Here is a 23,805-nt window from a genome sequence, read left to right on the forward strand (position 1 = left end):
GCCGCCCTCGCGGCGCGCGGGCCGCTCGGGGATGATCGGCTCTTCGATCGGGATGCCGGACGGCTGCCGGGCGCCGGTCAGCTTGACCAGCTCGGAGTCGCCGGTGGACACGCGGGTGCGCGGCGCGTTGATGCCGGCGCGGCGCGTCATCGCCGACGTGGAGCGCACCTGGTGCGGCAGGACGAGCGTGACGACGGTGCCGCGCTCGCCGGCGCGGGCGGTGCGCCCGGCGCGGTGCATGTAGTCCTTGTGGTCGGCGGGCGGGTCGACGTGCATCACCAGGGAGACGTCGTCGACGTGGATGCCGCGGGCGGCGACGTCGGTGGCGACCAGCACGCTGATGGTGCCCTCGCGGAACTCGGCGAGGGTGCGGGTGCGCAGCCCCTGGCTCTTGCCGCCGTGCAGGCCCGCCGCGCGGACCCCGGCCTGGGTGAGCTGCTTGGCGAGCCGGTCGACGCCGTGCTTGGTGCGGGCGAACAGGATCGTCCGGCCCTCGCGGTTGGCGATCTCGGCGGTGATGGCGCTCTTCTCCTTGGGCGCCACGAGCAGCAGGTGGTGGTCCATGGTGGCGACGGACTCGTCCACCGGGCCGATCGCGTGCGTGACCGGCTCGTTCAGGTACCGCCGGACCAGGACGTCGACGTCCTTGTCGAGGGTGGCGGAGAACAGCAGCCGCTGCCCGCCGGGCTTGGCGGCGTCCAGGATGTCGGTGACGTCGGGCAGGAAGCCCATGTCGGCCATGTGGTCGGCCTCGTCGAGCACGGCGATCTCGACGTCGGACAGGTCGCAGGCGCCCTGGCGCATCAGGTCCTTGAGCCGGCCCGGGGTGGCCACGAGCACCTCGACGCCGCGGCGCAGCGCGTCGATCTGCTTGAACATCGAGGTCTGGCCGATGACGGTCTTGAAGCGCAGGCCGAGCCCGCGGCCGAGCGGCTCCAGGTTGGTCTGGACCTGCTGGGCGAGCTCGCGGGTCGGGACGAGGATCAGCGCCAGGGGGCGCTTGGGGGCGGCCTTGCGGCCGGAGAGGCGGGCCAGGAGCGGCAGGCCGAACGCCAGGGTCTTGCCGGAGCCGGTCTTGCCGCGGCCGAGGACGTCGCGCCCTTCCATCACGTCGGGGATCGCGGCGGCCTGGATGGGGAACGGCGCCTCGATGCCCTGGCGGACCAGGGCGCTCACCAGAACCGGCGGGAGGCCGAGCTCGGCGAAGGTGGGAACCCTCTCCTCGTCCGCGATGGCGGGCATGGTGGGGTTCTGTTCAGCGGCAGCTGTGGTCACGCATTACCTTCCGAGAGGGGGGCACGTCTCGGGAGGCACCGCGCTGGGTTTGGCCTGCAAGGACGAGCCTGGCGCCGTTCGTCGGCGCCGAAGAGTGATTCCTAGAGTCTAACGTCGTCGGGGGACGACCTTATGCCCCGTCTCCGAAGGAACATGCGCCACGGCACGCTCAACAAGCACACGAGACACCGTTGACGGGGGCGGTGAGCGGGTCCGGTGAACGCCGCGTGACGGCGCCGCCACCGGTCTCCACGGGGTAGCCCTCCCGGGCCCAGTACTCGAACCCGCCGAGCATCTCCTTGACGGGACGGCCGAGCTTCGCGAACTCCAGCGCCGCCTTCTGGGCGCCGTTGCAGCCGGGCCCCCAACAGTAGACGACCACGTCCGCGCCTTCGGGGACGAGCGCTGCGGCGCGTTCGGCGATCTCAGCGGTGGGCAGGTGGACGGCGCCCCGGACGTGGCCCTGCGCCCAGCTCTCGGCGCTCCGGGTGTCGACGACCACGATGCCGGGCGCCCCTTCGGCGAGTCGGGCGGCCACGTCCGACACGTCCGTCTCGAAGGCGAGGCGGGCGGCGAAGTGCCGGAGCGCCTCTTCGGCGGTGGCGGCGGGCACCTGGTCGGCTGCGGACACCTGGTCGGCTGCGTTCATGCTCGGGCTCCCTCGAACGTGAGAAGTCTCTCGTGGCCTTCCCGATCCTCGTGGGGCGGCGGCCGCGTCCGGAAGTGGCGTGAATGCCGCGTATCGCTAAGATCGCGCCATGCGCGTCGCCACCCCGTCCCGCCGGCACACGGTGTCGGTGCTGGTGTTCGACGGCATGGCGCCGTTCGAGCTGGGCACGGTCGTCGAGGTGTTCGGGCTGCCCCGCCCCGAGCTGGACGTCCCCTGGTACGACCTGCGGGTCTGCTCGCTGGAACGCGGCCCGATGCGGGCGGTGGGCGGTTTCACGATGACGGCCGAGCACGGGCTGGACGTGTTCGCGGCGGCGGACACCGTCCTGGTCGTCGCCGTGCCCGACGTCCGCCGGGATCCGCCGCCCGAGGTCGTCGCGGCGCTCCGGGAGGCGCACGCGCGGGGCGCCCGGGTGGCGTCCATCTGCTCGGGCGCGTTCGCCCTGGCCGCCGCCGGGCTCCTGGACGGACGGGCGGCCACCACGCACTGGCGGTACGCCGACCTGCTGCGCCGCCGCTACCCGAACGTGCGGGTGACGCCCGACGTCCTCTACGTGGACGGCGACGACGTGCTCACCGGGGCGGGCAGCGCGGCGGGCCTCGACATGTGCCTGCACCTCGTCCGCAAGGACCACGGCGCCAGGGTCGCCAACGCCGTGGCGCGGCGGCTGGTCGTCCCGCCGCACCGGGACGGCGGGCAGGCGCAGTTCGTGGAGGCGGCGGTGGTCCCGCCGGGAGAGGACGACCCGGTCGCGCGGGCCATGGCGTGGGCGCTCGACCACCTCGCCGAGCCGATCACGGTGGGCCGCATGGCTCAGCAGGCATGCCTCTCGCCCCGCACGTTCCTGCGGCGCTTCCAGCAGCGGACCGGGACGAGCCCGCTGCGCTGGGTGGTCGGCCAGCGGGTCCTGGCCGCGCTGCCGCTGCTGGAGCAGGGCGGCGCGCCGATCGAGGAGGTCGGCGCGGCGGTCGGCTTCGAGAGCCCGGCGACCTTCCGGCACCACTTCACCCGGGCGATGCGCACCTCACCGTCCGCCTACCGCCGCACCTTCCGCACCGCCTGACCCGGGACAGGGCGGCGGACGCCGCCGGGCGGCGGCGGGATGCGCGTCCGGTTACGGTCACGAGCCGGGGTTTCCCCCGGGATTCCTGACCAGCAGAAGTCACGGATGTCAGAGGCAGGTCACGCCATGGCGGCGACCGGCGCGAGCCTGCGGTGACCGCGAGGAGCGGCGAGGTCAGCGCGACTGTCAGGGCCGCGGGGCGAGCGCGGGCGCCGGCCGGCCCGCACGCCCGCAAGATCATTTTGGACGCGACCGAAACGTCAGGCCCCGCGGCGGGAGAACCGAACTCCGGCACAAAGTTCCAGCTCAATCGTTGATCATCGCCCAGGCCCTTTGTTAATCTGCCCGGCAGCCGAGAGGAAGCGGTCTCTTACTGCCGGTAATAGAACACTTCCACTCCGCAACATTTGTTCATCCCACCAACAAATGGAAGCCGTTCTCAGCGACCCTGGCCGACACAATCGGCCGCGCACGCCCTCAGCTACACCCGACCCTTGAGTAGTCAGGTGAACGGTACAAGTAAATGACAGTTCAACCGCAGGCAGTCCCTGCCGCCACACGCGCCGGCGGCACCCTCGGAAAGCGGATCCTGGCGTTCGCCGGCCACCCGCTGTTCCGCGGTGACTCCCAGGTCGTCCACGGCCGCAACCCCTACCGCCGCATGCTCGTGCCGGGCTCGCTGGCCGAGTCCGACTTCGACAGCCCGCCGGGGCCGGGCGAGTGGGCGGCACATCGCGCCCTCGCCGCGCACCGGCTGCTCGGGACCTTCTACGAGGCCGAGACGGTGCTGCTCCCCGAGCAGGGGCTCGACGGCCTCTACGAGGATTTCGACCTCTTCTACGGTCCTGACCTGAAGGAACTCCGGGAAGGCGCCGTCTCGGAACTGGAACGTTTCGCGTTCGGCTGCCTGGACGAGGCGGTGGACGTCAGCGGCGCCGCCACGCCCGATGTGCTGGAGGCCTACTTCCAGCACGTCGTGGAGGAGGCCGCCGCCGGGCCGTCGCCCGCGCTCACCGCCATCGCGAACGCCCGCGACCGCAAGAGCGCCGCCGACCTCTACCTGGTGCAGCTCGCCCTGGACGGGCTCACCGAGGCCTCCGCGATGTCGCGCAACCTCGCCGGCGCCTACGGGCCCGAGCAGTCCGCCCTGTTCAAGATTTTCATCGACGAGTTCGGCTACGGGGTCTACGACGCCAAGCACACCACGATCTTCGCCAAAATGCTGCGCAGCCGCGCGATGGCGACCCACGTGCACGCGTACTGGAACTTCTACCTCGCCGGGCCGCTGGCGACGAACAACTACTATTACTACCTGTCCCGCGACCATGCGAAATTCTTCCGGTACGCGGGCGCGGTCACTTATGCGGAAGCGGTGTTCGCCCCCGCATTCGTCGAAATGATCAAAGTGTTCCGCGACATATTCGGCGACACCGTCGATCTGCATTACTGCGACGAGCACGCGCACATCGACGAGCACCACGGGCGCATCACCCGCGACCAGGTGCTGCTGGCCCTGGCCGGCCGGCACGGCCCGCGGGTCGTGCCCGAGCTGCTGCGCGGCATCGCGGAGGCGCGGCTGGTCGGCGGCTGGTTCGAGGACGACACCGCGGCGCAGATCCGCTGGGCGGACGACCTCCCCCGGCACCGGGAGCTCGCCGGTTCGGCGCGTACCGGTTCCGAACCGCCGCTGCGCGTCGCGCTGACGACCGGGAGCCCGTTCGGGACGCGCAGCCATGACGGCGACGTCGTCCTGGAGGTGGAGCGCGGCGAGGCCGACCTCGTCACGACCCCCACCGGGCCGCCCGAGCGGCTCGCGCGCGGCGAGACCCTGCTGATCCCCGGCGGACGCCTCTACGGGATCCGGCCGGCCACGCCGGAGACCGCCTGCCTGCTCCACGCCGTCTCTCCCGCCTGAGCCTCCCCATCCCCGACGCTCCCACCGAGACTCCCGTCTCCCCACCCCGCCTGACCGCGCCATGCCCCGTGCCGTCCCCGCCCGTCACCGGCCGCGCCCGAACGACAAAGAGGAGCCGATGGCACGCGTCATCGTGATGGATCTGAGTCGGCACAACACCGTGATGGTCGGCCACGACCGCTACTTCGTCCTGCACGAGGGCGAGCGTTCGCTGCTCGTCCGCGACCACTGCCCGCACCGCGGCGGCCCGCTCAGCCTGGCCCGCCGCACCCCGGACGGGCGGCGGCTCAGCTGCCCCTGGCACGGCACGAAGGTCGGCGTCTCCGCCGTGAAGCGCTCCTGCCTGCCGATGGTGCGCAGCGGGGACGAGGCCGTCGTCGTCCTTCCGGACACCGGCGCGCCCGTCTCGGTCATCCACAAGGAGATCCTCGCCAACCTGCCGCCCGACCCGACCCACGACGAAGGGGCCGAGAGCCGATGAACAGCGCACAGCCGCAGGGCGCGGTCACCGAGATCCGCGACGGAATGGAGCTCGGCGAGTTCCTCAGGTGGGGGCGCGACCTGCACCACCAGGGCCGCTACGAGGACGCCGCCAGGGCCTTCGAACTGATCCTCGGCCTGGACGCCGACAACCAGGAGGCTCTGATCGGCCGGAACCGGGCCGTCCGGCGCTCGGTCCCCCGCTGGCACTGGGAGATGCTGCACGACGAGGAGCGCGCCGAGCTGTACGACCGGGCGATCCGGCAGGCGGTCGCGGCCGCCCCGGACGCGCTGGTCCTCGACATCGGCGCCGGGTCGGGCCTGCTGGCGATGATGGCGGCGCGGGCCGGGGCGCGGGAGGTCGTGGCCTGCGAGGGCCAGCCGTCCGTCGCCGAGACGGCGGCGCGGGTGGTCCGGGTGGCCGGGTACGACGACGCGGTCGGCGTCGTGTCGAAGATGTCCACCCGCATGACCGTGCCCGGGGACCTTCCGAGGCGCGCCGGCCTGCTGGTCACCGAGATCGTCGACTGCGGGCTGCTCGGCGAGGGCATCCTCGGCACGATCGCGCACGCCCGCGAGCACCTCCTCACCCCGGACGCGACGATCATGCCGTCGCGGGGACGGATCTTCGCGCAGCTCGTCGAGAGCGAGCCGCTGCACCGCAAGAACCACGTCGGCAAGCTGTACGGGTTCGACCTCGCGCCCTTCAACCGGCTGTCCACGCTGGAGTACTTCGACTCCCGGCTGCACCGGCACGAGCACCGGGCGCTGTCGGAGCCGGTGACGGTGTTCGAGTTCGACTTCTACACGGCGGACGCGCGCCCGCAGCGCACCGAGCTGACGGTCCGGCCGACGGCCGCGGGCAAGATGCACGCGATCGCGTTCTGGTTCGAGATGGAGCTGATGCCGGGGATCGTGGTCGACAACGCGCCCGGCCACGACTCGCACTGGAAGCAGGCGATCCAGTGCCTGCCCGTCCCGCTGCACGTCCAGCCGGACCTCCCGGTGTCGCTGGTCGCCGCCCACGACGGCGAGTGCGTCCGCTTCGAGGTGGAGGCCGAGGAGGTGGTCGCGTGACCGCCGTGACGGAGGCGATCGCCGCACCGGAGGCGGGCGCGGCGACCACGGGCGTGGGGAAGACGGGCATGGTGACGACGGGGACCGCGCCGACGGCCGCGACGGCGAGCGCCCTCGCCGCCTACTGCTCGCAGCGGATCTTCCAGCCGGGCCCCGAGGTCCTCATCGAGGGCAACCCGTACCGGCGGCCGATCGGCCCGCCGGGCGCCGCCGACCGGGACTTCTCCGTCCCGGCGACGGAGGCGGAGTTCCTCGGCGGCGGCCAGCTCATCGCCGGCCGCGTGCTGTGCAACGCCTACGAGAGCGACATGATCCTGCTGCCCCCCGCCGGGCTGGCCTCGGCGAAGGACGACTTCGAGCTCTTCTACGGCGACGAGGTGCGGGCGCTGCGCGACGCCGTCCGCCCCGGCCTGGAGCGGTACGCGTTCTCCTTCCTCGACGACGCCGTCTCCGTCCCGCCGGTGCGGACGCTGGAGGAGCTGCAGGCGTACTTCCTCGCCGAGGTCGGCGGGGCCGGGGCGCCCGCCGACGCGTCCGGGAGCAACCCGGCGGTGGACGCGGCGGCCGAGGTGACCGGCACCATGCGGCTGATCACCGAGTGCCGGCGGCCGGAGGAGGCCGCGGCGCTGCACCTCGTCCAGCTCGCCCTGGACGCGCTGACCGAGGCGTCGGCGATGGCGCGCAACCTCGGCGGCTCCTACGGCGTCGAGCAGTCCGAGCTCTTCAAGATCTTCAACGACGAGTTCGGGTACGGGGTCTACGGCGCCAAGCACAGCACGATCTTCAAGGAGATGCTGGCCAGCGTCGGGCTGCGCACCGACGTGCACGCGTACTGGAACTTCTACCTGACCAGCTCCCTGGTCGGGGTGAACTACTTCAACTGGCTCACCGAGGACCACCGCGGCATGTTCCGCTACATGGCCGCGGTGACGTACCTGGAGTGGCTGTTCGCGCAGGGGTTCGCCGACACCGGCGCCATGCTCCGCGCCGTCTACGGCGACCGCGTGGACGCCAAGTACTGCGACGAGCACGCGCACATCGACGTCCACCACGGGCGGATGACCTACGAGAACCTGCTGCTCGGCCTGGCCCGCGCGCACGGCGAGCTGGTCATCCCCGAGCTGGTGCGCGGCATCGAGGACACCAAGCTGCTGCTGCGCCTCGGCGACGCCGACTTCCGCGCGCAGATCGCCTGGGCCGACGCCCTCGACCGGCACACCGAGGCGGGCGCCGCGCTGGCGTCCTCCGCGATGGACGACGCGGAGACCAGCACCCTCCGCCCCGACAGCCCCTTCTGCACCGGCGTGTACGACTCCGACCGGCTCGTGGAGATCACGAGCGGCGAGGCGGACGTGTACGCGTGGGCGACCGACCGCCCGCACCGGCTCGGCACGGGCGACGTGCTGCTGGTGCCGCGCGGCCGCCTGCACGGCCTGAAGGCCGCCTCGCCCGAGGTCCGGGTGACCGTACGAACCGTCGAGAGGACGTCGCGATGACCGAGAGCGCACCCCCGGCCGAGCAGTCCGCCCCGGTCGGCTCGTACAACGAGTGGGACCCGCTGGAAGAGGTGATCGTCGGCGTCATCGACGGCGCCGCCGTCCCGCCGTGGCATCCGGCGATCGAGGCGACCGTCCCGCCCGAGGCGTGGGACTTCTACCGCCGCAACGGCGGCGGGGGCTTCCCGGAGGAGCAGGTCGAGGCGGCCCGCGAGGAGCTCGACGGCTTCGTGTCGATCCTGGAGGGCGAGGGCGTCACGGTCCGGCGCCCCGACCCGGTCGACCAGTCCCGCCCGTTCGGGACCGCCGACTGGACGTCCACCGGCGGCTCGTCGCACACCTTCCCCCGCGACATCGCGCTGGTCGCGGGCGACCAGATCGTCGAGGCGACGATGGGCTGGCGGTCGTACTACTTCGCCACCCACCCGTTCCGGACGATCTTCAAGGACTACTTCCGGCGCGGCGCCCGCTGGGTCGCGGCGCCGAAGCCGCAGCTCACCGACGCGTCCTTCAACCCCGGCTACGCCGCCGCGAAGCCGGAGACCATGTCCCCGGCCGACCCGTTCCCGGACGCGACATCGGTCATCACCGAGTTCGAGCCGATCGTGGACGCCGGCGACTTCATGCGGTTCGGCCGCGACATCCTCGTGCAGCGCAGCCACGTCACCAACCGGTTCGGCATCGAGTGGGTGCGGCGGCTGCTCGGCGGCGAGTTCCGGGTGCACGAGGTCGCGTTCGCCGACGACCACCCGATGCACATGAACGCCACGTTCGTCCCGCTGCGTCCCGGCCGGGTGCTGGTCAACCCCGAGCGGGTGCCGGAGCTGCCGGAGATGTTCGCCGGCTGGGACGTGCTGGTCTGCCCCGAGCCCGCCATCCCCGCCGACCAGACCATGTACTTCTGCAGCCGGTGGATCGCGATGAACACCCTGATGCTCGACCAGGAGCGCATCTTCGTCGAGGCGCAGGAGACCGAGCTGCTGCGGCTGCTGGAGAAGGAGGGGTTCACCCCCATCCCCGTCCCGTTCCGCACGGTCAACACCTTCGGCGGCGGCTTCCACTGCGCCACCCTCGACGTCCGCCGCCGCGGCGGGCCCGAGGACTACTTCTCCTGACAACCTGCGATCGAGGTCCGCATGTCCTATGACCCGCCCGCGGGCGGCGAGCGTCCGCTCCTTCTCCTGGTCGCGAGCAGCTACTGGGTCTACCGCAAGTACATCCTGGAGTCGGTGTCGCAGCGGTACCGGCTCTGGCTGCTGAACCCGGCCCCGGCGAGCTGGGAGGAGCCCTACATCGCCGGGCACACCGTCGTCGACTGCCTCGACCTGGAAAAGCTGACGGCCGCGGCGCGCGACGTGGCCCGCGACCACGAGGTCGCCGGGGTGTTCTGCTACGACGAGGTCTACATCGAGACGTCCGCGCACCTCAGCGCGGCGCTCGGCCTCCCCGTCCTCGACCCGGGCGCGGTGGCGCGGTGCCGGGACAAGTCCGCGACGCGGGAGGCGCTGCGGGCCGCCGGGTTCCCGCAGCCCGCGTCCCGCGCCGTGGCGTCGCTGGAGGAGGCGCGCGCGTTCGCCGCCGAGACCGGCTACCCGCTCATCGTCAAGCCGCGCAACCTCGGCGGCAGCCTCGGCCTCAGCAAGGTCGAGAGGCCGGAGGACCTGGAGGCCGCGTTCGCGCTCACCGACGGGACGCGCCTCGGCGGCATCCGCCAGTTCGAGGACTACGTGGTCGTGGAGGAGTTCCTGGAGGGTCCGGAGATCTCCGTCGAGTGCGTCCTGTTCCAGGGGGAGTGCACGCCGCTGATCGTGGCGCGCAAGGTGCTCGGCGGCAGCGGCACGCTGGCGTTCGAGGAGATCGGCCACGACGTCGACGCCAACGACCCGCTGCTGTCCGACACCGAGTTCCACGCCATGCTCACCCGGGTCCACGCCGCGGTCGGGTTCACCGACGGGTACACGCACATCGAGTTCAAGCTGACCCCGGACGGCGCGAAGCACGTCATCGAGATCAACGTCCGGCTCGGCGGGGGGATGATCCCCTACCTCGGGCTGCTGACGTCCGGTGTCGACGGGCCGCTGGCGGCGGCCGACGTGGTGGCGGGCCGCCCGCCGGCCGTGGCGTTCCCGAAGCCGCGCAGGGCGGCGTCCATCCGGTTCGCCTATCCCCCGCACGACATGGAGATCACGTCGGCGACCGTGGACAAGGAGCTGATGCGCCCGCCGGTCGCCGAGGTCGAGCTCGCCGTGCAGCCGGGCTGGCAGGTGCGGCTGCCGCCGAACGGGCTGGCCCGCTGCGGCTACGTGATCGCGGTCGCGGAGACGCTGGAGCGGACCCGCGCCGCCATCCCGGACGCCGGGCGGTACTTCACGTTCGAGGGCACCCCGCTGGAGCAGGCGCAATGACGTCCGCGGAGCACCCGACGATCCTCGCCACACTGCGCGAGATGAGCGGGACGGTCCGGATCCTGGTCATCGGGAACCTGATCAGCAATCTGGCGGCGTTCCTCAACGCGTTCCTCGTGCTGTTCCTGACCAGCGAGGGTTTCAGCGCGTGGGAGAGCGGCGTCGTGCTGACCGCGCTCATGATCGGCCGGATCTCCGGGTCGGCGCTCGGCGGCGCCGCCGCGGACCGCGTCGGGTACCGATGGGTCATCGTCGGCTCGATGGCGGGCACGGCGGTGCTCACCGCGGCGCTCGTGCACGTGCCGAACATGTGGATCGGTGCTCTCGTCGCCGGGGGAGCGGGGCTGACCGCGACGGCGTACCGCCCGGCGGCGATGGCCTGGGTGGTCGAGCTGACGCCGAAGGACCGGCATGTGATGGTCTTCTCGGTGCTGCGGCTGACGTTCAACGTCGGTTCGACGGTCGGCCCGATGGGCGCGGCGCTGCTGCTGACCTACGCGTCCTACGGCGCGCTGTTCTACGTGGACGCGGCGACGTCGCTGGCGTTCGGCGTGGTCGCCTACCTGGCGCTGCGGTCGGACGCCGAGCCGGAGGTCGCCGGCGGCGGGTCCGGCAAGGACCGCACCGGCTACGGGCAGGTGCTGGCCGACCGGCGGTTCATGCTCGTCGTGCTCGGCCTCTTCCTCACCGCCATGACCTACATCCAGTCGTCGGCCGCCCTGCCGCTGTTCGTGACGGGCTCGGGCCATGACGAGCGGGTGTTCGCGATGCTGCTGACCGTCAACGGGGGCATCGTCATCGCCTTCGAGGTGCTGCTGTCCAAGTGGCTCCAGCGGCTGCCGATCGGGGTTCCGATGACGCTCGGCATGGCGATGCTGGGCGCCGGCCACCTCGTCTACACCGGCCCCACGCCCGTGGCGCTGCTCCTCCTCGCGACGGTGGTGTGGACGTTCGGGGAGATCATCGCGGCGCCGTCCATGATGGCCTACCCCGGCCTCGTCGCGCCGCCCGCGCTGCGCGCCCGGTACATCGCGGCGGCGACGATCCCGCAGCAGGTCGGCTACGCCGTCGGCCCCATGATCGGGGTCGCGGCGTGGCACGCGTGGGGCTCGGGCGTCTGGGTGCTGACCGGGGCGTTCGGGCTCGCGGGCGCCGCGGCCGTGGCCGCGGGCGCCGGGCTGGCGCGGCGGCGCCCGGCCGAGGATGCCGAACCGGCCCTGGAGCCGGCCGCCGCGGCCGAGGCCGGCGAGTGAGGCGGGACGGCACGGCACGGACGACGACGGCGGCGGCGCCCGCGAGGACGACCTCCGCGCAACGAGTGGAACGAACGAAACAGAAGGTGACCACCATGGACAAGCCAGTCGTCGCAATCGTGCGGCCCTTCACCTCCGCGGCGATGGTCGCTCCCGCGCTCCGGGAGGCGGGGTTCAGCCCGGTGGCCGTGATGGACTACACGGGGCCCGCGCTCGCCCCGCTGCACTCCTCGCACGACCCCGGCAACTACGACGCGGTCATCAACCACCACGGCGACATGGCGGAGACGATCGCCCGGCTCGGCGCGCTGAAGCCGATCGCCGTCATCCCCGGCGTCGAGGCGGCGCTGCGGCTCGCGCAGGAGTGCTCGGACGCCCTCGCGCCGGAGTTCTCCAACGTCCCGGAGCTGGTCGACGCCCGCCGGCACAAGTACCTCATGCACCAGGCCCTGGCCGAGGCGGGGCTGCCCGTCCCCCGGCAGATCTCCACGAACGATCCCGACGAGGTCGCCGCCTGGATCGAGCGCGAGGGCCTCGCCGGCAAGGACCTCGTCGTCAAGCCGCCGACGAGCGCCGGCACCGTGGGAGTCAGCCGCGCTCCAGGCGGGCAGGGGTGGCGCGAGCAGTTCACGGCCATGCTCGGCACCCGCGACAAGCTCGACGTGCTGGCCGAGGAGGTCCTCGTCCAGGAGATGATGACCGGCACCGAGTACGCCATCGACACCGTCAGCCACGACGGCCGGCACTCGATCACCGACATCATCCGGTACCGCCGGGTCCCGTTCGGCGAGGGCATCGCGGTGTACGACTTCGTCGAGTGGCTCCCCTACGACACCGGCGCCTACGGCGAGCTGATCGACTACGGGCTCGCCGCGCTGGACGCGGTGGGGCTGCGCAACTGGGCGGCGCACACCGAGATCATGATGACCCCGGACGGGCCGCGCCTGCTGGAGGTCAACGCGCGGCTGGCCGGAGCGGGCAACCCCGCGGTGACCGAGATCGCCACCGGGGAGAGCCAGGTCACGAGGATCGTGGACGTGTGCCGCGGCCTCGGCCCCCAGATGCCGCCCGGCTACACCCTGCGCCGCAACGTCATGGCCGTGTTCCTCATGTCGCACTCCACCGGGATCGTGCGCAACGCCGAGATCTACGACCAGGCGCGCGACCTGCCCAGCTACCACTCGCCGGTGCACCTGGTGAGCACCGGCGACCGCGTCGACGCCAGCACGGACCTGTTCGCCAGCATGACGATGGGCTACATCATCCTCGCCCACGAGGACGCCGAGCAGATCTACGCCGACCGCGAGGTCATCCGCAAGATCGAGAAGGACCTGGTCGTGGACGTGGAGGAGACCGCCTGATGGTCACCGCGAAGTACGTCGCGGCGGCCGCCGAGGGGCCCCTGCGCGACGTCATGTCGGAGGTCGAGTTCCCTCCCGTGTTCGACCGGGCGTGGGGCGGATACCTGGGGACGCGGCCGCTGCTGTCGTCCGAGGCGCGCACGCGCGAGGCCGCGGACGACCTGGCCGGGCTGTTCCGGCTGATGACGTCCCTGCCGGACCGGCTGTTCGGCGGCGACCGCCGCGCGTTCTGCGCCGCGATCGGCGCGGACGCGCGCCGCACCGAACTCATGACCCGGTTCGACGCGGAGCCGTTCCTGTGGGGGCGGGCCGACCTCTACGACGACGGCTCGCGGTTCCGGCTGCTGGAGTTCAACATCGGCAGCGAACTCGGCGGCGTCGACATGAGCGAGGTCAACCGCACCCTGCTCGGCCACAGGGAGTTCGCCGCGTTCGCGGACGAGCACGGCCTGTCGAGCGTCGACACTCCGGCGGCCATAGCGCGGCATTTCGTCCAGGCCACGCAGAAGGAGGCACCCGTCGTCGCCACCCTCGAGGCCGTCGACGGGATGGCGGCGTACGAGCCGCTGCACCGCTCCTTCCAGGAGTCGATGAAGCGGTGCGGCATCGAGCTGCTCATCGGCGAAGTGGACCAGGTGCGGGAGAGGGACGGAAGGCTGTACCTGCACGACCGTCCGCTCGACCTCGTCCTGCGGTACTTCTCCGCCCACCAGGTGGCGCGGGACCCGCGCAACGACGAGCCCGTCGAGACCGTCATGCGCGCCTGCGAGGAGGGCAAGGTCGTACTGTGGACTCCCCTGACGGCGTCCATGTTCTCCTACAAGAGCTGCCTGCCGCTCGTCTCCGATCCCGCCATGCGCGCGGTCCTGTCCCCGGACGAGAACGCCCTGATCGACCGGATCCTGCCGTGGACGCGCACCCTCACCCCTGACCTCGCCGACCGGGTCCGCGCCGAGCGGGAGGAGCTGATCCTCAAGCCGGTCGCGGGCCTGTCGGGACGGGGCGTCCGCGCGGGCTGGGACCAGACCGACCGCGAGTGGGCCGAGACGGTCGCCGGCTGCCTGAAGGAGGACTACATCGTCCAGCGCCGCGTCGTCCCCGTGAGCGAACCGATGCTCAACGCGGAGACCGGCGCGGTCGAGGACTGGATCGCCGTGTGGGGCCTCTTCGTCTTCCCGGACGGCTACGGCGGCGCGTTCTGCCGGACCGTCCCGTCCGGCGGGGCGTCCGTCGTCAACCTCGGCACCAAGGGCGCGAGGATGACCTCCGCGTTCCATTACTGACCGCGGGGGCGGGGCGCCGCGGGTCTGGCTGTGCAATGCCTGCCAGATTCGCGGCGCTCTCCCTTTTCGTCCACTTTCGCCCTATCTGGTCGGCGGGCCCGTGGTTAGCATCACGCTGCCACCCTCACCGGAGAGGACCCCCCGCCATGCACAGACGCATTCTCGGCGCGCTCGCCGCCGCGGCCGTCGGCGCCGCCGCGCTGACCGCCGGCGCCCCCACCGCCTCCGCCGCCGTCCCGACCGCCGCTCCCGCCCCCTCCGCCCAGGTCAAGGCCGTCGACTTCACCGGGATCGTCGCCCTGAGCAACTGCTCCGGCTCGCTCGTGCGCACCCCGACCGCCGCCGACAGCGATCCGGCGCTCGTGCTCACCAACGGCCACTGCTACGAGGGCGGCATGCCCAGCGCCGGCCAGGTCATCACGAACCGGGCGTCCAGCCGCACGTTCAGCCTGCTCAACTCCAGCGGCTCGGGCACGCTCGGCACGCTGCGCGCCAACAGGGTGCTGTACGCCACCATGACCGACACCGACGTGACCCTGTACCGGCTCAGCCAGAGTTATGCGACCATCCAGCAGACCTACCGGACGCCGGCGCTCCAGCTCTCGCTCACGCACCCCACCGCGGGCGCCGACGTGCGCGTGGTCTCCGGCTACTGGCGCAGGATCTACTCCTGCAACATCGACGGCTTCGCCTACCGCGTCCGGGAGGGGGAGTGGACCTGGAAGGACTCGATCCGCTACACCCCCGAGTGCAACGTCATCGGCGGCACGTCGGGCTCCCCGCTCGTCGACGCCTCGACCGGCAAGGTCGTCGGCGCGAACAACACCATCAACGAGGACGGCGGCCGCTGCACGCTGAACAACCCGTGCGAGGTCGACCAGTCCGGCACCATCACGGTGCACCCGAACATCGGCTACGCCCAGCAGACCTACACCCTGGCCGCCTGCATCGCCCCCGGCAGCGTGATCGACTTCAACCGCCCGGGCTGCCTCGTCCCGCGCGCCGGCAGTTGACTCGCCGCCGCGACGGCGCCGCCCGCTAGACCGAACGCAGACCCTTCCCTGGACGGGGCGGCGCACCCCTCGCGCCGCCCCGTCCGGCCGTGTCCGGGCGAGTGACCCAACTAACCACCGCTTGTAGTACTACAGCTCGTAGTATTTCTGACAGGATGAAGTACTACAGCTTGTAGTAGATGAGCCGGAGAGGCCTGCGCCCATGGACACCGTCGACATCGCCCGGTGGCAGTTCGGGATCACCACCGTCTACCACTTCCTCTTCGTCCCGCTCACGATCGGGCTCTCCGCGCTGGTCGCGGTGCTCCAGACCGCCTGGCTGCGGACGGGGAAGACGGCGTACCTGCGCGCCACCAAGTTCTGGGGCAAGCTCTTCCTGATCAACTTCGCGATGGGGATCGTCACCGGCATCGTGCAGGAGTTTCAGTTCGGCATGAACTGGAGTGACTACTCCCGGTTCGTCGGTGACATCTTCGGGGCGCCGCTCGCCATCGAGGGCCTCCTCGCCTTCTTCGTCGAGTCGACCTTCCTCGGCCTGTGGATCTTCGGCTGGGACCGGCTGCCGAAACGGCTGCACCTCGGCTGCATCTGGCTCGTGCACATCGGGACCCTGCTGTCGGCGTACTTCATCCTCGCCGCGAACTCCTGGATGCAGCACCCCGTCGGCTACCGGATCGACCACGAGTCCGGACGGGCCGTCCTCACCGACTTCTGGGCCGTCCTGACCAACTCCACGCAGCTCGTCGCGTTCCCGCACACCATGACGGCGGCGTTCGCCACCGGCGGCATGTTCATGGCCGGCGTCAGCGCCTGGCACCTCGCCCGCCGCAGGAACGTCGAGGTGTTCCGGCCGTCGCTGAAGCTCGCGCTGGTCGTCACCGCCATCGCCTCCATCGGCGTCGCGATCACCGGCGACCTCCAGGGCAAGGTCATGACCGAGCAGCAGCCGATGAAGATGGCCGCCGCGGAGGCGCTCTACGAGACCGAGCGGCCCGCCTCCTTCTCCCTCTTCACCGTCGGGACGCTGAACGGCGAGAAGGAGGTCTTCGGCGTCAAGGTGCCGCGCCTGCTGTCGTTCCTCGCCACCGGCACCCTCGACGGCGAGGTCAAGGGGATCAACGACGTCCAGGCCGCCGAGCAGGAACGCTACGGGGCCGGCGACTACCGGCCGATGATCCCCGTCATCTACTGGAACTTCCGCGTCATGTCCGGCGCCGGGATCGCCATGGCGCTGGTGTCGGTGGCCGGGCTGTGGCTGCTGCGCCGCGGCAGGCTCCCCTCCAGCCCCTGGGTGTACCGGATCGGCGTCCTGTCGCTGACCCTGCCCTTCATCGGCAACTCCGCCGGATGGATCTTCACCGAGATGGGGCGGCAGCCCTGGTCGGTGTTCGGCGTGCTGAAGACCTCGTCCAGCGTCTCGCCCGGGGTGTCGGCCTCGTCGATGCTGATCTCCGTCGCGTCGCTGACCGCGCTCTACGGCGTCCTCCTGGTCATCGAGACGGGGCTGATGCTCAAGTACGCCAAGGCCGGGCCGCCGTCGGAGGACGAGGTGCTGCCGCCGCCGTCCGACGGCCCCGGGTCCGACTCCGACTCCGACTCCGAGCGCTCGCTCGCGTTCGCCTACTGAGGGCCGGTCATGGAACTCACCACCGCCTGGTTCATCATCATCGCCTTCCTGTGGACGAGCTACTTCTTCCTGGAGGGCTTCGACTTCGGCGTCGGGATGCTGCTGCCCGTGCTCGGCCGCGACGACGTCGAGCGCCGCGTCGTCATCAACACCATCGGCCCCGTCTGGGACGGCAACGAGGTGTGGTTCATCGTCGCCGGCGCCGCCACCTTCGCCGCGTTCCCCGAGTGGTACGCCACCCTGTTCAGCGGCTTCTACCTGCCCCTCCTCGCGATCCTGCTCGCGCTGATCATCCGCGGCGTCGCGTTCGAGTACCGCGGCAAGCGCGACGACGCCCGCTGGCGGGCCCGCTGGGACAAGTGCATCTTCTGGGGCAGCCTCGTGCCCGCCTTCGTGTGGGGCGTCGCGTTCGCGAACATGGTGCGCGGCGTGCCGCTCGACCCCGACCACGAGTTCGCCGGCTCCCTCGGCGACCTGCTCAACCCGTACGCGCTGCTCGGCGGGCTCACCACCGTGACCCTGTTCCTCCTGCACGGCGCGGTCTTCCTCGCGCTCAAGACGTCCGGGGGCATCCGGGCGCGGGCCCGCCGGATCGCCGGCCTCGCCGCGGTCGCCGCGATCGTCACCGGGGGCGGCTTCCTGCTGATCACCCAGCTCCAGTACGGCAAGCCCGTCACCTGGCTCACCGCCGCGGGCGCCGCCGCCGGGCTGCTCGCCGCCGCGGCGGCCAACGGGCGCGGCCGCGAGGGCTGGGCGTTCGTCGGGACCGGCGCCGCCATCGTGCTCGCCGTCGCCACCCTGTTCCTGTCGCTGTTCCCGGACGTCCTGCCGTCCACCCTCGGCACCGGCGGCCTGACCACCGCGAACGCCGCCTCGTCCGGCTACACGTTGAAGATCATGACGTGGGTGGCGGCCGTGTTCACCCCGATCGTGATGATCTACCAGGGCTGGACGTACTGGGTCTTCCGCAAGCGGATCGGCACGTCCCACATCCCCGTGACGAAGCCTCACGCGAAGAAGCCGGTCGCATGAAGCCCCTCGACCCCCGGCTGCTGCGCCACGCCCGCACGACGCGCCCGTTCCTCGCGGCGTCCGTGCTGCTCGGCGCCGCCACCGCCGGACTGATCATCGCGCAGGCGACCCTCCTCGCCGGCATGCTCACCCGCGCCTTCCTGCACGGCGCCTCGCTCGGCGACCTACGCACCCCGCTCCTGCTGCTCCTCGCCGTCGTCCTCGGCCGGACGCTCGTCGCATGGCTCCAGGAGGTCGCCGCGCACCGCTCGTCCGCCGCGGTGAAGTCGCAGCTGCGCGGCCGGCTGCTCGCCCGCGCCCTGGCCCTCGGGCCGCGATGGCTGTCCGGGGAGCGCAGCGGCGAGCTCGCCACCCTCGCCACCCGGGGGATCGACGCGCTGGACGACTACTTCTCCCGCTACCTGCCGCAGCTCGTCCTCGCGGTGATCGTCCCGGTGGCGGTCGGCGCGCGGATCCTGCTGGGCGACTGGCTGTCCGCCGTGACGATCGCCGCGACGCTGCCGCTCATCCCCGTCTTCGCGATCCTGGTCGGGCTCACCACCCAGCGCAGGATGGACCGGCAGTGGCGGACGCTCTCCCTGCTCTCCGCCCACTTCCTGGACGTCGTCGCCGGGCTTCCCACGCTGAAGATCTTCGGCCGGGCCCGCGCGCAGGCGGACCGGATCCGCGAGATCACGGGCCGGCACCGGCGCGCGACCATGTCCACCCTGCGGATCGCGTTCCTGTCCGCCCTCGTCCTCGAAGTGCTGTCCACCCTGTCCGTCGCGCTGGTTGCCGTGTCGATCGGGCTCCGGCTGGTGGAGGGCGGCCTCGGACTGGAGACCGCGCTGCTCGTGCTGATCCTGGCCCCGGAGGCCTACCTGCCCCTCCGCCAGGTCGGCGCGCAGTACCACGCGAGCGTCGAGGGCCTCACCGCCGCCGCGCGGATCTTCGAGGTCCTCGAGACGCCGCTGCCGCCCGCCGGGACGCGGCGGGACATCCCCGACCCTGACCGCGCCACGCTCCGCCTGGACGGCGTGACGGTGACGTATCCCGGCCGCGACGTCCCCGCCCTCGACGACTTCTCGCTGACCGTCCACCCGGGCGAGACGGTCGCGCTGGTCGGCCCGAGCGGCGCGGGAAAGTCGACCGTGCTCGCCGTGCTGCTCGGCTTCGTCCGCCCGGACTCGGGCCGCGTCCTGGTCGACTGGGACGACCTCGCCGACCTGGCCCCGGACGCCTGGCGCGAGCGGATCGCCTGGGTCCCCCAGCGCCCGCACCTGTTCGCCGGCACCGTCGCCGCGAACATCCGCCTCGGCCGCCCGGACGCGTCCGACGCCGAGGTCCGCGAGGCCGCCCGCGCCGCGAACGCCCTCGGGTTCGTCGACGCCCTCCCCTCGGGCTTCGACACCCCCCTGGGCGACCGCGGCGCGGGCCTGTCCGCGGGCCAGCGCCAGCGCATCGCCCTGGCCCGCGCCTTCCTCCGCGACGCCCCGCTCCTCCTCCTGGACGAGCCGACCTCCAACCTGGACACCGAGAGCGAGGCCGCCGTCCTCGACGCCGTCCAGCGCCTGGCGGAGTCCCGCACGGTGATCCTCGTGGCCCACCGCCCGGCGCTGGCCGCGATGGCCGACCGCACCGTCCCCGTCGCCCCGGCGCTGGTGACGGCATGACCCGGCGCCCGCGGCCCGCGCGGATCGCCGGGGCGGATGATTCACGTGAAACCTCCGCGTCCTCGCGGGGCGCGGCGGAGGCTTCGGCCGACGAGGCGGGGGTGAGGGCATGATCTTCCGGCTTCTCCGGTTCGCGCGTCCGGCGCGGGGACGGCTCGCGCTGGCGGTGCTGTTCGGGGTGCTGGCGCTCGGCAGCGGGGTCGGGCTGATGGCGACGTCGGCGTGGCTGATCTCGCGGGCGGCGCAGCATCCGCCGGTGCTCATGCTGATGGTCGCGATCGTGGCGGTCCGCGCCTTCGGGCTCGGGCGGGGCGTGTTCCGGTACGTCGAGCGCCTCGTCGGCCACGACGCGACGTTCCGGATCCTCGCCGACCTGCGGGCCCGGGTGTACGAGCGGCTGGAGCGGCTCGCGCCCGCAGGGCTCCCCGCCTTCCGCGGCGGCGACCTCCTGAACCGGCTGGTCGCGGACGTCGACGCCGTCCAGGACCTCTTCCTGCGGGTCCTCCTGCCCTGCACCGTGGCCGCGGTCGTCGGCGGCGCCTCCGTCGGGCTCGCCTGGCTGCTGCTCCCCTCGGCGGGCGTCGTCCTCCTGCTGGCCCTGCTGCTCGCCGGGATCGTCGCGCCCTGGCTGTCGGGCACCGTCTCCCGCCGCGCCGAACGCCGCACGACCGACCTGCGCGGCGAGCTCACCTCGCACGTCGTCGACACCCTCCAGGGCGCGCCGGAACTCATCGCGTACGGCGCCGCTCCCGAGCAGCTCGCCAAGGCCGCGCGACTCGATCGCGACTTCACGCGCGCCACCGCCCGTTCCGCCACCACCGCGGGGCTCGGCGCCGCCATCTCCGCCCTGGCCGGTGGTCTGGCCGTCTGGGGCAGTCTCGCCGTCGGTGTACCGGCCGTCCGCTCGGGAGCGCTCGACGGCGTCCTCCTCGCGGTCGTCGTCCTCCTCCCGCTGGCCGCGTTCGAGGTCGTCGCCGGGCTGCCCTTGGCCGCGCAGTACCTGGAGCGGGTCCGCCGCTCGGCCGCGCGCGTCTTCGCCGTCCTGGACAGCCCGCCCCCGGTTCAGGAGCCCGACGCCCCGGCATCCCTGCCCGCCGCGCCCTACACGCTCTCGGCCGAGGACCTCCGAGCCCGCTGGACGCCCACCGCGCCCTACGCCCTCGGCGGCATTTCCCTGGATCTGGCGCCCGGCCGCCGTTGCGCGATCGTCGGCCCGAGCGGATCGGGCAAGACCACCCTGACGGCCGTGCTGCTCCGCTTCCTGGAGCCCGCCGGCGGCCGGACGTCCCTCAACGGCGTCGACCTGCGCACGCTCTCCGGCGACGACGTCCGCCGGGTCATCGGCCTCTGCGCCCAGGACGCACACCTGTTCGACTCGACGATCGGCGAGAACGTCCGCCTGGCCCGCCCGTCCGCCACCGACGAGGAGATCCGCGACGCGCTGCGCCGTGCCCGGCTCCTCGGCTGGATCGAGTCCCTCCCGGACGGCCTCGCCACCCGCGTCGGCGAGCACGGCGCCCGGGTCTCCGGAGGCCAGCGCCAGCGCATCGCCCTGGCCCGCGCCCTCCTCGCCGACTTCCCGGTCCTGCTGCTCGACGAGCCCGCCGAGCACCTCGACGTCGCGACCGCCGACGAGCTGACCGCCGACCTCCTCACCGCCACCGAAGGCCGGACGACGCTCCTGGTCACCCACCGCCTCGCCGGCCTGGACGCCGTCGACGAGATCATCGTCCTGGACGGGGGCCGCGTCGCCGACCGCGGCACCCACACCGAGCTCGTGAACCGCCCCGGCCCCTACCGCGCCCTCTGGCGACGCGAGCAGGCCACCGCCCCGGCTCCCCAGCTCACCTAGACCATCCGCCTACCTGTTTCTGGGGTCTTCTGGGAACACTTCCCGATCCGTCCGCATCACACGGGGTACAGGATCCGTTCGACGGAACGGGGGTTCCACAGATGAAGATCTTGCGCATCACCCTCCGGATCGCCATGGTGCTCCTCGCCCTGGCCACCACGATCGGCGCCCTGGACGCCGCCCGAGCCGACGCCCCTGCCGCCCCCTTCTGGCCGCGTCCCGCCAGCTCACATCCCTGAGCTGAAGCGAAGCGGACGTTCAGGCGCTCCAGAGCGCCTGAACATCACTACGCCTTCACCGCGTCAGCGATGTGCTCCGCGAGCAGCCGGGGAGCGGAGGCGTGGGCAAGGTGGCCCTCTCCCGCCATACGGACCACCCGCGCCCGCGGCATCGCCCGCTCGAACCGCGCGAACGCGGTCCCGTACGGCGCCGTCCCCTCGTTCTCCGTGCCGAGGAGCAGGGTGACCGGCACATCGAGGTGCGCGAAGGCGTCGAAGTCGGGCCGGTGGGCGTCGATGGCGCCGAGCTCGTCCGCGAGGGGACGCGCCAGCGGACGCAGGACGTCCCACACCGGGCTCCGCCGCAGCTCGGCGACGTACTCGTCCGAGAAACCGGACACCGCGGTGTTCACGAGTTCCACGGCCCGGTCCAGGTCGTTCCGGTCGATCGCCTCGCGCAGCGGGCCCAGCGCCTCCGGGGCGAACGGGCGGGACACCGGCTCGTACAGGGTGAGCGAGCGCAGGTCAGTGCGGCCGGCCGCGGCCTCCAGCGCGATCAGGCCGCCGTAGCTCCAGCCGAACAGGTGCGTCCCGCCGGCGAGGCCGAGATCGCCGAGACTCCCGAGGACGTGGCCCAGGTCGTCCACCTCGGTGCGGACCGAGTAGCCCGGTCCGAGCGGCCCGCTCGCGGCCCGGCCGCGGCGGTCGAGGACGAGCACCGGGTTGGGGAGGTCGATGTGCTCGACGACGGGCCGCCAGGTCGCGGCGTCCGCCATGACGCCGGGGAGCAGCACCACCGGGGGCCCCTCGCCGTCGCGCATCTCGGCGCCGAGGACGGTTCCGTCACGGGTGAACTGGACAGTGCGCAAAGCAGGCCCTTCCTTCGCAGGTCAGAGGGTAGAGGCGAATCCCGGCAACAGGCCGAGCAGCGGTACGGCGACGAGCGTGCACACGGCCATGGAGGCCACGTTGCCGATGAACGGATGGAAGTCGGCGGGCAGGCGCCTGGAGATCAGCGCGGCCAGCGGCGGCCCCGCGACGGCGCCGCCCACCGCCCCGGCGACGACGGCCTGGACCGTTCCGCCGTAGGTGAGGACGACCGCCGGCGCGAGCGAGACGACCGGCACGAACGTCGGGTACCAGCCGAGGGCGACCCAGCGCCGGTGGTGGAGCAGGACGCCCAGCGTTCCCGCCAGCACCTGGGCCGTCAGCAGCGCGGGCAGCAGGGTGCTGCCGTACACCGGGGTCAGCGGGTTGAGCAGGTACACCACGAGGGTCGCGCCGATCAGCCCCGCGGAGGCCAGCTCGTTGCCGTAGAACTGGGCCTCGGTGAAGTCGGCCAGCACGCGCCGGACGACCCAGCCCGCTCCGAACCCGCCCCGTCCCGGAACGGTCGCGGGCGGCTTCCCGGTCCGCGCGGCCGGGAGAGGGCGCGGCATCCACGGCAGGTGGCGGCAGATCAGGAACGCCAGGAGCGCGCCGGTCCACATGCCCGTGACGCAGCCGATGACGTTCGGCAGGTGCAGGGGCAGGCAGAAGAAGTTCGTCACGACCAGCGCCGCCGGGGTGGCCAGCACGGCCCCGAGCACCGCCCCGGTGACCGCGACGGACCAGCCCGCGCCGTAGACGAGCACGACCGCCGGGGGCACGGACACGAACGGCACGAAGGTGGGCTGCCACCGGCCCGTCGCCGGGATCGTCCACCCCCAGGCGAGGTCGGACAGCAGCAGCCCGAGCACCGCCGAGTACAGCAGCCACGGCCACAGACCGGAGCCGCAGGCGAGCGGGAACCCGGCCCAGCGGCGGCCACGGCGGGCGGCCGTGTGCGCGAGCCAGCCGCCCGCGATCATGGCGATCCCGCCGGGGGCGGACTTGAAGAACTGCGCCTCGGTGGCGTCGCCGATCCACCACCGCAGGAACTGTGGGACGCTCGCGTACGCCTCGTCCTGCCAGCGTGCGTACCCCGGCAGGATGTGGGGCAGCCCGTCCGTCGCGCGAGCGAGGAGGACGGCGAGGACGGCGGTCGCCGAGACGAGCGCGGCGCCGGCCAGCCAACGCGCGGCCGCCGGCTGCAACGCCGGCATGGAAGCGGCGGCCCGCACGGTCCGCGTGGTGTCGCTCATGGCGGCGCCC

Annotated in this window: 20 protein-coding genes; 16 read left to right on the forward strand and 4 right to left on the reverse strand. The window is 72.4% G+C overall.

The features are described from left to right. Together AB0K37_RS24050 and AB0K37_RS24055 are read right to left on the reverse strand one after the other, a co-directional pair. Positions 1-1,242, reverse strand: a 1,242-nt coding sequence (locus AB0K37_RS24050) for a DEAD/DEAH box helicase (protein ID WP_363984669.1), incomplete at its 3' end; no start/stop codon positions are given. Between the two features lie 202 nt (positions 1,243-1,444). Then, positions 1,445-1,924 (reverse strand): rhodanese-like domain-containing protein, encoded by a 480-nt coding sequence (locus tag AB0K37_RS24055; protein ID WP_363984671.1) that lies wholly within the window; start codon positions 1,922-1,924, stop codon positions 1,445-1,447. 109 nt (positions 1,925-2,033) lie between these two features. Here AB0K37_RS24055 and ftrA point away from each other — a divergent pair, with 109 nt between their 5' ends. The 16 genes from ftrA to AB0K37_RS24135 all read left to right on the forward strand — a co-directional run bounded on the left by ftrA (position 2,034) and on the right by AB0K37_RS24135 (position 21,693). Then, complete coding sequence (ftrA, locus tag AB0K37_RS24060) at positions 2,034-3,008, forward strand: transcriptional regulator FtrA (protein WP_363984673.1); 975 nt, start codon at positions 2,034-2,036, stop codon at positions 3,006-3,008. Between the two features lie 523 nt (positions 3,009-3,531). After that, positions 3,532-4,923: an iron-containing redox enzyme family protein gene (locus AB0K37_RS24065; protein ID WP_363984675.1), complete on the forward strand. Its 1,392-nt coding sequence runs from the start codon at positions 3,532-3,534 to the stop codon at positions 4,921-4,923. Positions 4,924-5,041: 118 nt separating this feature from the next. Next, positions 5,042-5,404 carry a Rieske 2Fe-2S domain-containing protein gene (locus AB0K37_RS24070; protein WP_089310854.1) on the forward strand — a complete coding sequence of 121 codons (363 nt, stop codon included), beginning with the start codon at positions 5,042-5,044 and terminating at the stop codon, positions 5,402-5,404. Continuing rightward, positions 5,401-6,480: a 50S ribosomal protein L11 methyltransferase gene (locus AB0K37_RS24075; protein ID WP_363984678.1), complete on the forward strand. Its 1,080-nt coding sequence runs from the start codon at positions 5,401-5,403 to the stop codon at positions 6,478-6,480. The genes AB0K37_RS24070 and AB0K37_RS24075 overlap by 4 nt, the downstream gene beginning before the upstream one ends. Further along, positions 6,477-7,976, forward strand: coding sequence for an iron-containing redox enzyme family protein (locus AB0K37_RS24080; RefSeq protein ID WP_363984680.1), 1,500 nt, complete (start codon positions 6,477-6,479; stop codon positions 7,974-7,976). Before AB0K37_RS24075 ends, AB0K37_RS24080 begins: the two co-directional genes overlap by 4 nt. After that, positions 7,973-9,091, forward strand: coding sequence for a hypothetical protein (locus tag AB0K37_RS24085; protein WP_363984682.1), 1,119 nt, complete (start codon positions 7,973-7,975; stop codon positions 9,089-9,091). The genes AB0K37_RS24080 and AB0K37_RS24085 overlap by 4 nt, the downstream gene beginning before the upstream one ends. Before the next feature lie 21 nt (positions 9,092-9,112). Next, positions 9,113-10,381: an ATP-grasp domain-containing protein gene (locus AB0K37_RS24090; protein ID WP_363984684.1), complete on the forward strand. Its 1,269-nt coding sequence runs from the start codon at positions 9,113-9,115 to the stop codon at positions 10,379-10,381. After that, positions 10,378-11,634 carry an MFS transporter gene (locus AB0K37_RS24095; RefSeq protein ID WP_363984686.1) on the forward strand — a complete coding sequence of 419 codons (1,257 nt, stop codon included), beginning with the start codon at positions 10,378-10,380 and terminating at the stop codon, positions 11,632-11,634. The genes AB0K37_RS24090 and AB0K37_RS24095 overlap by 4 nt, the downstream gene beginning before the upstream one ends. A gap of 95 nt (positions 11,635-11,729) precedes the next feature. Next, positions 11,730-12,995, forward strand: a complete 1,266-nt coding sequence (locus AB0K37_RS24100) for an ATP-grasp domain-containing protein (protein WP_363984688.1) — start codon at positions 11,730-11,732, stop codon at positions 12,993-12,995. After that, entirely contained in the window at positions 12,995-14,278 is a 1,284-nt protein-coding gene (locus AB0K37_RS24105) for a hypothetical protein (RefSeq protein ID WP_363984690.1), read from the forward strand. Before AB0K37_RS24100 ends, AB0K37_RS24105 begins: the two co-directional genes overlap by 1 nt. Positions 14,279-14,424: 146 nt before the next feature. Further along, the gene (locus AB0K37_RS24110; RefSeq protein ID WP_363984692.1) at positions 14,425-15,291 is read left to right on the forward strand and encodes a serine protease; all 867 of its coding nucleotides are present in this window, start codon (positions 14,425-14,427) and stop codon (positions 15,289-15,291) included. A 202-nt stretch (positions 15,292-15,493) separates the two neighbouring features. Further along, positions 15,494-16,918, forward strand: a complete 1,425-nt coding sequence (locus tag AB0K37_RS24115) for a cytochrome ubiquinol oxidase subunit I (RefSeq protein ID WP_363984694.1) — start codon at positions 15,494-15,496, stop codon at positions 16,916-16,918. A gap of 9 nt (positions 16,919-16,927) precedes the next feature. Continuing rightward, positions 16,928-17,950, forward strand: a complete 1,023-nt coding sequence (gene cydB, locus AB0K37_RS24120) for a cytochrome d ubiquinol oxidase subunit II (protein ID WP_363984696.1) — start codon at positions 16,928-16,930, stop codon at positions 17,948-17,950. Further along, positions 17,947-19,602: a thiol reductant ABC exporter subunit CydD gene (cydD, locus tag AB0K37_RS24125; RefSeq protein ID WP_363984698.1), complete on the forward strand. Its 1,656-nt coding sequence runs from the start codon at positions 17,947-17,949 to the stop codon at positions 19,600-19,602. Before cydB ends, cydD begins: the two co-directional genes overlap by 4 nt. Positions 19,603-19,711: 109 nt before the next feature. Beyond that, a complete protein-coding gene (gene cydC, locus AB0K37_RS24130; protein WP_363984700.1) occupies positions 19,712-21,454 on the forward strand; it encodes a thiol reductant ABC exporter subunit CydC in 1,743 nt (580 codons plus the stop codon). Positions 21,455-21,555: 101 nt separating this feature from the next. After that, entirely contained in the window at positions 21,556-21,693 is a 138-nt protein-coding gene (locus AB0K37_RS24135) for a hypothetical protein (protein ID WP_363984702.1), read from the forward strand. 47 nt (positions 21,694-21,740) lie between these two features. Here AB0K37_RS24135 and AB0K37_RS24140 read toward each other — a convergent pair whose 3' ends face one another. Both AB0K37_RS24140 and AB0K37_RS24145 read right to left on the reverse strand, forming a co-directional pair. Continuing rightward, positions 21,741-22,541: an alpha/beta hydrolase gene (locus AB0K37_RS24140; protein ID WP_363984704.1), complete on the reverse strand. Its 801-nt coding sequence runs from the start codon at positions 22,539-22,541 to the stop codon at positions 21,741-21,743. Between the two features lie 21 nt (positions 22,542-22,562). Then, positions 22,563-23,795, reverse strand: coding sequence for a hypothetical protein (locus tag AB0K37_RS24145; RefSeq protein ID WP_363984706.1), 1,233 nt, complete (start codon positions 23,793-23,795; stop codon positions 22,563-22,565). Positions 23,796-23,805: the final 10 nt, after the last annotated feature.

The organism is Actinomadura sp. NPDC049753 (assembly GCF_040674655.1).
Classification (GTDB): Bacteria; Actinomycetota; Actinomycetes; order Streptosporangiales; family Streptosporangiaceae; genus Spirillospora; species Spirillospora verrucosospora.